Origin of the sequence: Enterobacter cloacae complex sp. 309I3, from assembly GCF_050031595.1 — a bacterium.
Classification (GTDB): Bacteria; Pseudomonadota; Gammaproteobacteria; order Enterobacterales; family Enterobacteriaceae; genus Enterobacter; species Enterobacter cloacae.
Genome location: NZ_JBLGWI010000001.1, coordinates 2174285 through 2187366 on the forward strand (window position 1 = coordinate 2174285; position 13082 = coordinate 2187366).

Sequence of the window (13082 nt, forward strand, 5' to 3'; positions counted from 1 at the left end):
GATAAATAAGGTCATGGCCGTTTCAGGCAATACGAAGCCGTGAGGCATCCCGGGAATTAACCCGCTGAATGCCGACATTGATCGTTTTTATTTGTCCCGGCGTAAGCGCACTTACGCCGGGACTGAGTGGTAATTAGAACGTGGTGGGGGTGTGGGCACTGATAATGCGGCAGATGCCTGCCGAGGTGTTGCTGAAGCTGTGCGGTATGCCGGTATTAATGGCATAGCTTTGCCCCGCAACCAGGTGATAAGGCTGGCCATTAATGGTCAGCACTATTTCACCTTCCAGTATCGTACCGATCTCCTCACCCTGGTGTTTGATCCTCTCTCCGGTCGTGGTTCCTGGCTGGTAAGTTTCAAAAATCATCGCCAGCGTACGGTTCGGATTTCCGTTATGAACCAGCTTCATCGAAACCCCCTGACTGCCTATTTCGATAAGGTCTTCCTGATTAATAACCACCTGCGGTTCATCAGGTTTTTCCGGTTCCGAAAAGAATTCCGAGAGCGACAGCCCATAAACTTTCAGCAGCTTTTGCAGCGTACTGATGGCAGGACTGACTTTGTCCTGCTCAATGGTGCTGATGGCACTGTGTGTTAACCCAGACAGTTCGGCGGCACGCCGCTGCGAGAGACCCAATTGCTGGCGGATCTCAGACAGACGTTTCCCTGGCGCCAGTCCGTCATCGCTCATAGTTGCATTTCCTTTACGGTAGTGGTCAAAGCCGTTGCTTCTCGGCAATGTGGCTTTGACAGGCGGTGATAAAACCTTCAAACAACATGCGTGACAGGGCGTACTCGCTGCTGTTCCATTCGGGGTGCCATTGCACGCCGAGGGCAAAAGGGTGGTCATGAACGCTGACCGCTTCGACGAGCCCGTCCGTCGAGCGGGCCTCCACGCGGAGCCGTGGTCCTAACGTCCGTGCACCTTGCCCGTGTAACGAGTTTACCCAAAATGTGTTACAGCCTGGTATTAATTGAGACAGCAGTCCTCCCTCCTGGACCTGAACTTCATGAGAAGGGGCGTATTGTAGCTCAACCGGCAGTTCAGGATCTTCCCGGTGCTCAAGCAGGTCGTTCTGCTCGAACAGGCGGCGATACAGCGTCCCTCCCGTGGCAACAACCATTTCCTGCAGCCCCCGGCAGATGGCGAAAATGGGGATGCGCCTTTCGAGCGCGGCAGCAATCAGCGCCATACTCAGAAGATCTCGCCCGGGATCGGCGTCAGGCTCATCGCCGTTTTCACCATAAAGGTGCGGCTGCACGTTACTTGGGCTGCCCGGCAGGTAAATTCCGTCCAGGGTTGGCAGCAGAGCGGTAATAAGCTCTGGCTCTGCCAGCGCATGCGGTAAGGCAACAGGTAAGCCCCCCGCGTTAATAATGGCATTCAGGTACTTTTCTTGCAGGGTCTGGGTCTCGTGACCCTTAAGCCTGTTTCTGCACATCACCACGCCAATAACTGGCTTGTTCATTATATTTTCCATGATCGCCCTCACAAAGTGGACTAAATTTAGGCCATTCTCGCCTGTGAAACGGCCTTTTCGTTCAATATTTTCTCAATCTAGCAACGAGATCTGCCTTTTGCAAACTTAATTTAACATTTGACAAACAATTTGTTTGCATACAGATTCGATAGTGTGGACATTATATTTGACAGTCCAGAGCAGCGAACGCAAATCCCAAAAACGGTGGTAAATCATGGAAACCAATATCGTAGAAGTTGAGAACTTTGTGCAGCACACGGATGAGAGGCGGGGCAGCGCCTTTACGCAGGAAGTGAAGCGCTATTTAGAAAAGTATCCTGACACCCAGTTTATTGATGTCCTCCTGACCGACCTGAACGGCTGTTTTCGCGGCAAACGTATCCCGGTTGCCGGACTGAGCAAACTTGAAAAAGGCTGCTATTTCCCGGCATCGGTTTTCGCCATGGACATTCTGGGTAACGTTGTGGAAGAGGCAGGGCTGGGGCAGGAGCTGGGCGAGCCGGACTGTATCTGTGTGCCGGTGCCGGGCACCCTGACACCCTCCGCCGCCGACCCGGAGTACATTGGTCAGGTGCAGCTCACCATGGTCGATGAAGATGGCGCTCCCTTTGACGTTGAGCCGCGGAACGTACTCAACCGACTCTGGCAGCAGCTGCGCCAGCGCGGTCTGTTCCCCGTGGTAGCGGTAGAGCTGGAGTTCTATTTACTTGACCGTAAACGCGATGCCGACGGCTATCTGCAGCCACCCTGCGCGCCGGGCACCGACGTGCGTAACACGCAGAGTCAGGTCTACTCGGTTGATAATCTCAACCACTTTGCTGACGTGCTGAATGACATTGACGAACTGGCGCAGCTGCAGCTGATCCCCGCCGACGGGGCAGTGGCTGAAGCCTCCCCGGGCCAGTTTGAGATTAACCTGCACCATACGGAAAACGTGCTGGATGCCTGCGATGATGCGCTGGCGCTAAAACGTCTCGTCAGGCAGATGGCGGAAAAACACAAGATGCACGCCACGTTTATGGCAAAGCCGTATGAAGAACATGCGGGCAGCGGGATGCATATCCACATCAGCATGCAAAACAACAGAGGCGAAAACGTGTTCGCAGACGCCAGCGGTGAGGATTCCGCGCTGCTGAAACGCGCGCTGGCCGGGATGATCGATCTGATGCCAGCGTCCATGGCGCTGCTGGCGCCGAACGTCAACTCCTACCGCCGTTTCCAGCCGGGAATGTACGTGCCGACGCAGGCGTCATGGGGACACAATAATCGCACGGTTGCCCTGCGTATCCCCTGCGGCGATCGCCATAACCATCGGGTCGAATACCGGGTGGCGGGAGCAGACGCGAATCCGTATCTGGTGATGGCGGCGATTTTTGCCGGCATTTTACACGGGCTGGATAACGATTTACCCCTGCAGGAAGAAGTTGAAGGCAATGGTCTGGAGCAGGACGGACTGCCGTTCCCGATTCGACAGAGCGATGCGCTGTGGGAGTTTATGCAAAACGATCACCTTCGCGAGCGGCTGGGCGAACGTTTCTGCCACGTCTATCACGCCTGCAAAAATGATGAATTACTGCAGTTCGAACGCCTGATTACCGAAACTGAAATCGAGTGGATGCTGAAAAACGCCTGATGACGTGCCCCGGTCAGGGGCCGCTTTGTTTCATTGCATACGTATCACCAAACGGCCTGCGCGGAGCCTGGCCGAACTGTTCGCTGGCACGCCAGCTATCTCCCGGGAGTCGCGTTATGGAGCGCAGGCGGCACAGGGACTTTCTTAACGACACTGTGTGACGAGGTAGGAAATGATGCAGATGTTCAACTATCCGCAGGGCGAAGGGGGCCAGTCAGGCGCCTGCTGTGAGTGCGAGCGAGAGACGCTGCGCTGGTACGATCGCGTATGTTCTTTACAACTTCCCCCTTTGCTAAGCAGGTTTGCGTTAAGGTCAACGCGATTGCAAACCACGGTAAGCATGGGGGGGATGGTCTATGGCGACTAACACATCTCTTGATTCGCCGGGCATGGCCGGAAGAACCCGGCTGCGCAGTTCCCTCAAGCTCTGGCAGGTGGTGATGATGGGGCTGGCTTACCTCACCCCCATGACCGTGTTTGATACCTTCGGCATTGTGTCCGGTATCAGCAATGGGCACGTGCCCGCCTCGTATCTCCTGGCGCTGGCGGGCGTCATGTTTACCGCCATCAGCTACGGCAAACTGGTACGACAGTTCCCGGAAGCGGGCTCTGCGTACACCTACACGCAGAAATCGATCGGACCCCATCTGGGGTTTATGGTCGGCTGGTCCTCGCTGCTGGACTATCTCTTCCTGCCGATGATCAACGTGCTGCTGGCGAAGATCTACCTTTCCGCATTGTTCCCGGAAGTCCCGCCGTGGGTCTGGGTGGTGGGGTTTGTGACCATCCTGACGCTGGCGAACCTGAAGAGTGTTAATTTGGTCGCCAACTTTAACACCCTGTTTGTGCTGGTGCAGATCGCCATCATGGTGGTGTTTGTCATACTCGTGGTGCATGGCCTGCACAAGGGGGAGGGCGTGGGCACCGTCTGGTCGTTGCAGCCGTTTATCAGCGAGAACGCACATCTGATCCCGATTATTACCGGCGCGACTATCGTCTGCTTCTCTTTCCTCGGGTTTGACGCGGTCACCACGCTGTCGGAAGAGACGCCAAACGCGGCGCGGGTTATTCCCAAAGCCATTTTCCTGACCGCACTGTATGGCGGGCTGATATTCATTGTTGCCTCGTTTTTCATGCAACTCTTCTTCCCGACGATTGCGCGCTTCAAGAACCCGGACGCCGCGCTGCCGGAAATTGCGCTGTACGTGGGCGGCAAGCTCTTCCAGTCGGTGTTTCTGTGTACCACGTTTGTGAATACGCTCGCTTCAGGCCTGGCCTCACACGCCAGCGTCTCACGCTTATTGTATGTGATGGGGCGTGACAACGTCTTTCCGGAGCGGGTGTTTGGCTACGTGCATCCGAAATGGCGTACTCCGGCCCTGAACGTCATTATGGTAGGGATAGTGGCGCTGTCGGCCCTGTACTTTGACCTCGTGACCGCGACGGCGCTGATCAACTTTGGCGCGCTGGTGGCGTTTACGTTTGTTAATCTCTCGGTGTACAACCATTTCTGGCGGCGTAAGGGGCTGAACAAAACGTGGAAAGATCGGTTCCACTATCTCCTGCTACCACTCATTGGTGCCGTAACGGTCGGCGTGCTGTGGATAAACCTCGAAGCGACGTCCCTGACGCTTGGCCTCATCTGGGCGGCACTGGGGGTCCTTTATCTGACATGGCTGACGCGCCGTTTCCGAAAACCGCCTCCGCAGTTTGAAGCCGCTAAGATAGAGCAGGCCTGGGATTCCTGAATGTAAAAACGGCACCAGTACGCTGGTGCCGTTTATCTGGATCGCTCGTCTTACCGGATATCAGCCCGCAGGCGGATTATCTCAGACGTTTATGAAGACTGGCGCCCACCAGCAGTGCCCCGCAGAGCATCAGCGCGATAAACCCGCCCACGCCGTTCCAGCCGTAGTTGTGCCAGAACACACCGCCCAGCGTCCCGGCGAAGCTGGAGCCAAGATAATAGCTAAACAGATACAAAGAGGATGCCTGGCCTTTGGCACGACGGGCGCGCGGGCCAATCCAGCTGCTGGCAACGGAATGCGCGGCGAAGAAACCGGCAGAGAAGAGCAGCATGCCGGTGAAAATCAGCCACAGGGACGAGAAGAGCGTCAGCAACAGGCCCAGCAACATCACGGCGGTTGAGACCAGCATCACCGGCCCACGGCCATAGCGGGCGGTCATCGCTCCGGCTTTTGGCGAGCTCCAGGTCCCTGTCAGATACGCCACGGAGAGCAGGCCGACTACCGCCTGGCTCAGATGCCACGGCGAAAGCATCAGACGATAGCCAATATAGTTAAACAGCGTGACGAACGATCCCATCAGCAGGAAGCCGGTCAGGAACAGCCGCGGCAGTCCTTTATCCCGCCAGTGCAGGCGGAAGTTGATAAACAGCGTTTTCGGACGCAGGGAGGTGGGGCGGAAGTGGCGTGATTCCGGCAGAATTTTCCAGAACATCAGCGCAGAGGCCAGTGCAAAGCAGCCAATCACCGCCAGCGCAATGCGCCAGTTAAAGAAGTCTGTAAACACGCCGCTCAGCAGGCGTCCGCTCATACCGCCAATGGAGTTCCCGCTGATGTACAGCCCCATGGAGAACGCGACAAAGCTCGGGTGGATCTCTTCGCTGAGATAGGTCATCCCGACCGCCGCCACGCCGCTCAGGGATAACCCGATGAGCGCGCGCATCATCAGGATCCCGTGCCAGCTGGTCATCATGGTGGAGAGCAACGTACAAACCGACGCCAGCATCAGCGCGGTCACCATCACCTGTTTACGCCCAATGGCATCAGAGAGAGGGCCGGTAAAAAGCAGGCCGACAGCCAGCATCCCGGTTGAAATAGAGAGAGAAATACTGCTGCTGGCCGGTGAGACGCCAAACTCATGTGACAGCACGGGAAGGATAGGCTGAACGCAGTAGAGCAGGGCAAAGGTTGCCAGACCGGCTGAGAACAGCGCCAGCGTGACGCGCATAAATTGGGAGGTACCACGTTTAATAAACTGCGCCGGTTGAGAAGCTGCGGGTAAATCATCGATATCGCGTGCCGGTTCGATATCAACGGTAGATGTACGACTCACACATGTTCCTTGCTTAAACATCCCCGTGGTTTCTGGTGACGGGTATGACCACCTCTTCAGGGTAGGAAAATGTAAATATTCTGTCTAATATATTAATAATCTCAAATGATACATATAAAATATGAATATCGAACTGCGTCATTTACGCTACTTTGTCGCGGTGGCAGAAGAACTCCATTTTGGCCGCGCCGCCGCGCGCCTGAACATTTCGCAGCCGCCGCTCAGCCAGCAAATTCAGATCCTGGAGCAGCAGATTGGCGCCCGTCTTCTCGCCCGCACCAACCGTAGCGTGAGCCTGACGGCGGCAGGCAGGCAGTTTCTGGCCGACAGCCGACAAATTCTGAGCATGGTTGACGACGCCGCCGCCCGCGCAGAGCGGCTCTATCTGGGGGAAGCCGGTGAATTGCGCATCGGGTTTACCTCGTCAGCCCCGTTTATCAGCGCCGTCTCGCAAACCCTGTCGTCGTTTCGCCGTGACTTCCCGGACGTGCATATTCAGACGCGCGAAATTAATACCCGGGAACAAATTGCTCCGCTGAATGAAGGGGCGCTGGATTTAGGGTTGATGCGCAACACTCAACTGCCGGACTCGCTGGCGTGGCAGGTGATCCTGCGCGAGCCGCTGATGGCGATGATCCCGCGCGATCACCCCCTGGCGTCGAAACCTGCCGTCACGCTGGCGGAGCTGGCGAAAGAGCCGTTTGTCTTTTTCGACCCGCAGGTGGGAACCGGTCTGTATGACGATATTCTGGGCCTGATGCGCCGCTACGATCTCGCCCCGGTCATTACCCAGGAGGTAGGAGAGGCGATGACAATAATAGGCCTGGTCGCCGCCGGGCTGGGGGTTTCTATTCTCCCGGCCTCCTTTAAACGGGTACAATTGCGTGAAATGTGCTGGGTTCCGCTTGCCGAAGACGATGCGGTATCGGAGATGTGGCTGGTGTGGTCCAGACATCATGAACAGAGCAATGCGGCACAGCGTTTTAAAAAGCAGCTTATCACCGCCTCTGCCGGGCGATATTTATAGGGAAAAATGGGCAAAAATGTGCAGTAAATCACATGGCTAAGTAAATATTTGACGACGGCCATGCAAGTGCTTCACCATAGCCCAAAGTTTATTTCGAAGCTCGAAAATAAGGGAGTACGAGGTGGTTGCTGATAGTCAGCCAGGGCATATTGATCAGATTAAGCAGACCAACGCTGGCGCGGTATATCGCCTGATTGATCAGCTTGGTCCGGTTTCGCGTATCGATTTGTCGCGCCTGGCCCAACTGGCTCCCGCCAGTATTACCAAGATTGTTCGCGAAATGCTGGAAGCCCACCTGGTTCAGGAGACGGAGATTCAGGAGCCGGGGAGCCGGGGTCGTCCGGCGGTCGGGCTGGTGGTGGAGACGGAAGCGTGGCATTACCTGTCGCTGCGCATCAGCCGGGGTGAGATCTTTCTTGCGCTGCGCGATCTCAGCAGCAAGCTGGTGGTGGAAGACCGGCTGGAGCTGCCGCTTAACGCTGATCAACCGCTTCTTGAGGCGATTGTCACGCATATCGATCATTTCTTTATTCGTCACCAGCAGAAGCTTGAACGCTTAACGGCGATTGCCATCACCATGCCGGGCATTATTGATACCGAGAACGGCATTGTGCACCGCATGCCGTTTTATGAAGACGTTAAAGAGATGCCGCTGGGTGAGGTCCTGAAAAACCATACCGGCGTACCGGTCTACATTCAGCATGACATCAGCGCCTGGACCATGGCGGAGGCTCTGTTTGGCGCGTCACGCGGGGCGCGGGATGTCATTCAGGTGGTGATCGACCATAACGTCGGGGCGGGCGTCATCACCGACGGACGCCTGTTGCATGCGGGCAGCAGTAGCCTGGTGGAGATCGGCCACACGCAGGTCGATCCCTACGGGAAACGCTGCTACTGCGGCAACCACGGCTGCCTGGAGACCATTGCCAGCGTGGAAAGCGTGCTGGAACTGGCGCAGGTGAGGCTCAGCCAGTCCATGAGCTCCTCGTTGCACGGGCAACCCCTGACGGTAGATTCCTTGTGCACAGCGGCGCGGCAGGGCGATCTGCTGGCTAAGGACATCATTACTGGCGTAGGGAATAACGTCGGGCGCATTCTCGCCATTATGGTGAATCTGTTTAACCCGCAAAAAATCCTGATCGGCTCCCCGCTCAGCCAGGCGGCGGATATCCTCTTCCCGGCGATCTCGGCCTGCATTAGTCAGCAGGCGCTGCCTGCCTACAGCAAAAACATTGTGGTCGAAAGCACGCAGTTTTCGAACCAGGGCACCATGGCCGGCGCCGCGCTGGTAAAAGATGCAATGTATAACGGCTCCTTACTGATCCGCCTGCTGCAGGGCTAACTCTTTTCCACAGACTTACTAAAAATTGCGCTATCTCAAGCCGGATAGCGCACGCTTCCCGTAGACTTCCCCCACTGAATTATTTACCTGGTTTATATTTTCGAAGCATACCCAAGAGGTGGAATGAGTCATGCTTAAGCGTTTCTTTGTTACTGGTACAGATACCTCTGTCGGCAAGACTGTTGTATCGCGCGCGTTGCTACAGGCGCTGGCAGCAAGCGGTAAACGTGTTGCAGGGTACAAACCGGTCGCAAAAGGCAGTAAAGAGACGCCAGAGGGGCTGCGCAATAAAGATGCCCTGGTTTTGCAAAGCGTCTCATCCCTGGAGCTGCCTTATGACGCGGTCAATCCTATAGCCCTGAGCGAAGAGGAGAGCAGCGTGGCGCACAGCGGGCTGATCAATTACACCCTGCTGTCGGATGGGCTGGCGAACCTGAGCGAGAAGGTTGATCACGTTGTGGTTGAAGGCACGGGCGGCTGGCGCAGCCTGATGAACGATTTGCGTCCACTTTCCGAGTGGGTGGTGCAGGAACAACTGCCAGTGGTGATGGTGGTGGGCATCCAGGAAGGGTGTATCAACCATGCGCTGCTCACGGCGCAGGCGATCGCCAATGACGGCCTGCCGTTAGTGGGCTGGGTGGCAAACCGTATCAACCCTGGCCTTGCGCACTATGCAGAAATCATCGACGTGCTGAGCAAAAAACTGCCCGGCCCTCTGGTGGGCGAACTGCCTTATTTGCCGCGCGCCGAGCAGCGCGAACTAGCGCAGTACATCGATCTCTCTGCTCTCGGCAGTGTGCTGGCCGTAGATCGAGTCGTGGCGTAACGTTCGCGAGAGTACGGACGCAACAACGCAGGCAATCAGCAGGCCGGGTAGCAGAAAATACTGCCCGGTCATTTCACACACCATCAGCGCCGACATAATAGGCGCATGCGTCGTGGCAGCGAGCAACGTCGCCATCCCCGCCAGTCCCAGCAAAATCGCCGTTTCAGAACCCGGTAGCCACAGCGCAAAAAGCTGCGCAAAGAGCATTCCTGTCGCCAGCCCGACAAACAGCGTCGGCGTGAAGACCCCGCCCGGTGCGCCCGAACCGCTGCTTGCCAGGACCGCCAGCAGCTTACAGATAAACACGCCCGCAATAACGGACAGCAGCGGCGGTGAGAGCAGAAAGGCCTGCACCACGCTATAGCCGTTACCCCACACTTTGGGCGTGAGAAGCGACAACAGCCCGACGATCAGCCCCCCGAGCGCCAACTGCCAGGGGGGTGAGAGTTTGAGACGCAGAAACAGCGCGTGGCTAACCGTCATCAGCCACATCAGCACCGGGCCGCAGACGCCCGCCAGCAGACCGATGATAACGATCAATCCGTAATCGCCCGCAGTGAGCGTTTCGCTGAGATGCACCTCATACAGCGTGGTAGCACCAGGGCTTAACAGACGCGTCGTCAGCAGCGCGACGACGGCCGCAATGACTACCGGGCCGAGCGAGGCGAGCATCAGCGTGCCGAACAGGATTTCCGCAATAAACAGGCTTCCAGCTAGCGGCGCGTGGTAGGCGCTGGCCATTCCCGCCGCCGCCCCGCAGGCTATCCATAATTTCCATTCGGACTTCGGCGTAAAGCGCTGCGCAAACAAGGAGGCGGCGAGGGCAGCGAGCAGGATCATCGCGCCTTCACGCCCGATGGCGCTTCCGCTGGAAACCACCAGCAGTGACGCCAGGGATTTGACCAGGCTGGCACCGTAATCGAACTGCCCGTCACCCGTTTCCAGCGCTTCCATATAATCCGTAGGCGCATGCGGGCGTTGCGCCGTCAGCCGCTGCCACCCCCACAGCAACAATCCGGCTGCCAGGCCGCCAAGAGCAGGCGTGAGCATGCGACGCCAGGGGGACAACGCCGCCGCGGCATTCACCAGGCTGCCGCTGTCGTTACTGAGAAACAGCCACTCCAGCAGATACATGCTGTGGCGAAACACGGCAACGGCCAGCGCGGCCAGTACGCCCGTGACGGTGGCAATCAGAAGCCGGCGAAACATCGCGCGGATATCGGGGTAAGTATGAAGACGTTGCATGGGTCGCGAGTAAACGAGATCGGTATTCTATTGTGATAGGAACTCAACCAGTATGCAAATGAGTGTTTATAGGGGTGTTCTAAATATTTAAGTTATTTATTTTTAGTGGTGATTTATTTGGTTGTTAAATATTAACCAAAAGTGCGGAATAAATCTGGTTAACTCATATTCATAGTAAAATTCCTTTTTTATTAACGAAAAGGAAAAGGGAATTCTTTATGAGTAATCAATTTACTAATTACCGGAGCGTAACGCATGGGTTACCGTACCGATAATTTTGGCCGGGGACAGGCGCTTGAGAATGATAAAACGACTACCGGTGCCAGGTGTATTGCGTCTATTACGGACAGCACCGAATTTGGACGCAGAATTCTCAGGGTAGGTGATAAAACCACTCCCTGTCCTAAATGTGGCAGGAAGGGCGTGATTGTATCAGGTGAGGAACGGGTGACATTTCACGGCGTACCCGTCGCCGTTCACGGTTCAAATGTACACTGTGATTGCCCACCGGGTACGAACCGGGTGATTGCCCCGGCAGGTCAGTGGCTGGGCTGTGGACGAGACCCGGTTGATGTTGCTAGGGAAGAACACGCCGCCAGGCTGGCAGCAGAAAAGCAGGCTGAAGAAAACCGCAGAGAGGAAGAAAGGGGGCGCAACCGGGTATTTGCAAAATCCTGCCTGCGGGGGGATGGCTGCAATGATGCCGGTGACCAGCGCGAACCCCATACTAATTTTGCTGATATGGCATTTTTTCAGGCCATGCCCGCCAGCGACCCGGCAACCGATTCAGACACCCTGCAGCACGCACAGACCGCCAGAAAGAAAAAGCCAGAGGATATCCCCAGACCGAAAAAGCGCAGTGCCCTTTATCGCTGGTGGAACGGCAACCAGGAGGAAATGGACTATCAGGCCGCCGTTGCGGCTGCTGCAACTGCTGCGCGGGTGCAGACGGCCACCACGGGTGCAAGCTTGCTGGAAATCATAAGCGGCAGGACGCTGACTTACGGCACATGGGCGGTGCGTGGTGCCGTCGGGCTGGGTGAGATAGCCACCGCGGGAGCGGGTGCTCCTGTGGCCGGGCTGCTGGTGGGAATGATGCCCGGCAGGCTGAACGACGGCGAACAGGATTTTATCGACCGTATGCGCCTCGCGCAGATGCGTGAAGCCCCAAGCCGTGTTCGCTATACGTGGGAGAACGACAGCAGGGGGAACCCGGTGCCGCATGGCTGGCACACACCGCCTGGCCGGGACAGTGTGCGCGTCAGAAAAATGGAGTACGACAGCAGGGTGCAGGCGTACACGTTCACCACGGAGGAAGAATCGCACATCACCATCGTGTGGACGCCTGACCGGACAGACGATAAAAAACCGTGGAATACCGGCAACCAGGCGCGGCCGGTGCTACCGAACCCAGTTGTGGTTGACCCGCTGCCCGTTAACACCGGCATAACGGCGACCACCAGCCCGGCACAGGAAGAAAAGCGTTTCGCGGATTACATTCTGATCCTGCCGTTCCCTGACCTGCCGCCGATTTATATCTACCTGAGCAAACCGCCGGTGGAGTTTCTGGAAGTCGAGCTATACAGTGACTTTAAACGCCGTTCGCGGCAGGGGATGTATGAGGCGGATCACATGCCGTCAAGGGCGGCTGTTGAAGCATATTTAACGGCGCTCTATCCTGATGTTGATCCAAGAGATATCTGCAAATTAGCTGATGATGTTGCAGCAATAGTGATTCCCAAAGAAGTGCATCAAAAAATAAGTGAAACGTATGGGGGCCGTAATACTCTGGCACAAATCGAACTTGATTCAAGAAATCTGCGCGCGGCACTTGATCGCAATTTGGATGCTATCAAACCAGCGCTAAAAGCACATGGTGCAACAGAAAGCCAGATTGAGGTGGCGAGGGCGAAAATGCACAGACTTAATAGTGAGCAGGGATTATACAAATGACTATAAACGTTAATGCGCTGATTGAGAATTTAGGGAAAAGCTACAAAGAACTGATTGGTTCTGAATTAATCTTGTACAAGTCGCCTCCAAAAGGTGCGTCCGGGTCTCCTGTTTTAAGTTTGGATATGGCCAAAGAAGGCGTGTTTTTATCTTTTTGGCGAGAAGGGAGGATTCTAAAGGCACTTACTTTGACCATTCAGGAAGATGGCAACGCCGATTGGGTGTTTCCAAACGCTTTGCCTAAGCCTTTAACTAAAAAGATGAACCGGAAATGGGTACATAAAAATATAGGTGAGCCATTAAGAAGCACTCCCCCTAAGGTGATTATGAAGCGTTCTTTTGGATGGACGGATCTTTATGAGGCAAAAGGGTACGTAAATCCTACGAGCATGCAGATTAACTATGACGTAGCGGATAGCGTGAGGTCTGTAACCTTCATGCCAACGTCAGAGCTTCGCTGGTAATGCTTATCAGAAGCCCCGGAAGGGGCTTTTTTG

12 protein-coding genes are annotated in these 13082 nt (G+C 55.9%); 8 read left to right on the forward strand and 4 right to left on the reverse strand.

Going from position 1 to position 13082, the window contains the following annotated elements; translation table 11 throughout:
• Nucleotides 1-133: 133 nt before the first annotated feature.
• Nucleotides 134-691, reverse strand: coding sequence for an HTH-type transcriptional regulator PuuR (gene puuR, locus ACQG22_RS10375; protein WP_013096835.1), 558 nt, complete (start codon nt 689-691; stop codon nt 134-136).
• Between the two features lie 25 nt (nt 692-716).
• Nucleotides 717-1481, reverse strand: coding sequence for a gamma-glutamyl-gamma-aminobutyrate hydrolase (gene puuD, locus ACQG22_RS10380; protein WP_014831700.1), 765 nt, complete (start codon nt 1479-1481; stop codon nt 717-719).
• A gap of 214 nt (nt 1482-1695) precedes the next feature.
• On the opposite strand from puuD, the gene ACQG22_RS10385 reads away from it, so the two are divergent.
• The 3 genes from ACQG22_RS10385 (at nt 1696) to ACQG22_RS10395 (ending at nt 4862) form a co-directional block, all read left to right on the forward strand.
• Nucleotides 1696-3114, forward strand: coding sequence for a glutamine synthetase family protein (locus ACQG22_RS10385; RefSeq protein ID WP_013096832.1), 1419 nt, complete (start codon nt 1696-1698; stop codon nt 3112-3114).
• A 181-nt stretch (nt 3115-3295) separates the two neighbouring features.
• Complete coding sequence (locus tag ACQG22_RS10390) at nt 3296-3481, forward strand: hypothetical protein (protein WP_418250462.1); 186 nt, start codon at nt 3296-3298, stop codon at nt 3479-3481.
• Entirely contained in the window at nt 3471-4862 is a 1392-nt protein-coding gene (locus ACQG22_RS10395; RefSeq protein ID WP_013096830.1) for an APC family permease, read from the forward strand. Before ACQG22_RS10390 ends, ACQG22_RS10395 begins: the two co-directional genes overlap by 11 nt.
• Before the next feature lie 76 nt (nt 4863-4938).
• Here the strand turns inward: ACQG22_RS10395 and ACQG22_RS10400 are convergent, their stop codons facing one another.
• Nucleotides 4939-6192 (reverse strand): MFS transporter, encoded by a 1254-nt coding sequence (locus ACQG22_RS10400; RefSeq protein WP_013096829.1) that lies wholly within the window; start codon nt 6190-6192, stop codon nt 4939-4941.
• Between the two features lie 121 nt (nt 6193-6313).
• Between ACQG22_RS10400 and ACQG22_RS10405 the strand changes: the two genes are divergently transcribed.
• The 3 genes from ACQG22_RS10405 (at nt 6314) to bioD (ending at nt 9387) form a co-directional block, all read left to right on the forward strand.
• Nucleotides 6314-7219 carry a LysR family transcriptional regulator gene (locus ACQG22_RS10405; protein WP_023620317.1) on the forward strand — a complete coding sequence of 302 codons (906 nt, stop codon included), beginning with the start codon at nt 6314-6316 and terminating at the stop codon, nt 7217-7219.
• Between the two features lie 121 nt (nt 7220-7340).
• On the forward strand, nt 7341-8561 hold the full coding sequence (gene mlc, locus ACQG22_RS10410; protein WP_038419279.1) for a sugar metabolism global transcriptional regulator Mlc: 1221 nt from the start codon (nt 7341-7343) through the stop codon (nt 8559-8561).
• A 130-nt stretch (nt 8562-8691) separates the two neighbouring features.
• Nucleotides 8692-9387 carry a dethiobiotin synthase gene (gene bioD / locus ACQG22_RS10415; protein WP_013096826.1) on the forward strand — a complete coding sequence of 232 codons (696 nt, stop codon included), beginning with the start codon at nt 8692-8694 and terminating at the stop codon, nt 9385-9387.
• Here the strand turns inward: bioD and clcB are convergent.
• A complete protein-coding gene (clcB, locus tag ACQG22_RS10420; RefSeq protein ID WP_369706630.1) occupies nt 9322-10632 on the reverse strand; it encodes a voltage-gated ClC-type chloride channel ClcB in 1311 nt (436 codons plus the stop codon). The two genes, bioD and clcB, sit on opposite strands and share 66 nt — an antisense overlap.
• Before the next feature lie 255 nt (nt 10633-10887).
• Between clcB and ACQG22_RS10425 the strand changes: the two genes are divergently transcribed.
• Nucleotides 10888-12585 carry an S-type pyocin domain-containing protein gene (locus ACQG22_RS10425; RefSeq protein ID WP_102752615.1) on the forward strand — a complete coding sequence of 566 codons (1698 nt, stop codon included), beginning with the start codon at nt 10888-10890 and terminating at the stop codon, nt 12583-12585.
• Nucleotides 12582-13049: a DUF6392 family protein gene (locus tag ACQG22_RS10430; protein ID WP_102752614.1), complete on the forward strand. Its 468-nt coding sequence runs from the start codon at nt 12582-12584 to the stop codon at nt 13047-13049. The genes ACQG22_RS10425 and ACQG22_RS10430 overlap by 4 nt, the downstream gene beginning before the upstream one ends.
• Nucleotides 13050-13082 lie beyond the last annotated feature (33 nt).

Excerpts from the sequence above, each read along its gene's own strand:
- puuR (WP_013096835.1), bottom strand. The coding sequence starts at position 691 with ATGAGCGATGACGGACTGGCGCCAGGGAAACGTCTGTCTGAGATCCGC.
- puuD (WP_014831700.1), bottom strand. The coding sequence starts at position 1,481 with ATGGAAAATATAATGAACAAGCCAGTTATTGGCGTGGTGATGTGCAGA.
- ACQG22_RS10385 (WP_013096832.1), top strand. The coding sequence starts at position 1,696 with ATGGAAACCAATATCGTAGAAGTTGAGAACTTTGTGCAGCACACGGAT.
- ACQG22_RS10390 (WP_418250462.1), top strand. The coding sequence starts at position 3,296 with ATGTTCAACTATCCGCAGGGCGAAGGGGGCCAGTCAGGCGCCTGCTGT.
- ACQG22_RS10395 (WP_013096830.1), top strand. The coding sequence starts at position 3,471 with ATGGCGACTAACACATCTCTTGATTCGCCGGGCATGGCCGGAAGAACC.
- ACQG22_RS10405 (WP_023620317.1), top strand. The coding sequence starts at position 6,314 with ATGAATATCGAACTGCGTCATTTACGCTACTTTGTCGCGGTGGCAGAA.
- bioD (WP_013096826.1), top strand. The coding sequence starts at position 8,692 with ATGCTTAAGCGTTTCTTTGTTACTGGTACAGATACCTCTGTCGGCAAG.
- clcB (WP_369706630.1), bottom strand. The coding sequence starts at position 10,632 with ATGCAACGTCTTCATACTTACCCCGATATCCGCGCGATGTTTCGCCGG.
- ACQG22_RS10425 (WP_102752615.1), top strand. The coding sequence starts at position 10,888 with ATGGGTTACCGTACCGATAATTTTGGCCGGGGACAGGCGCTTGAGAAT.
- ACQG22_RS10430 (WP_102752614.1), top strand. The coding sequence starts at position 12,582 with ATGACTATAAACGTTAATGCGCTGATTGAGAATTTAGGGAAAAGCTAC.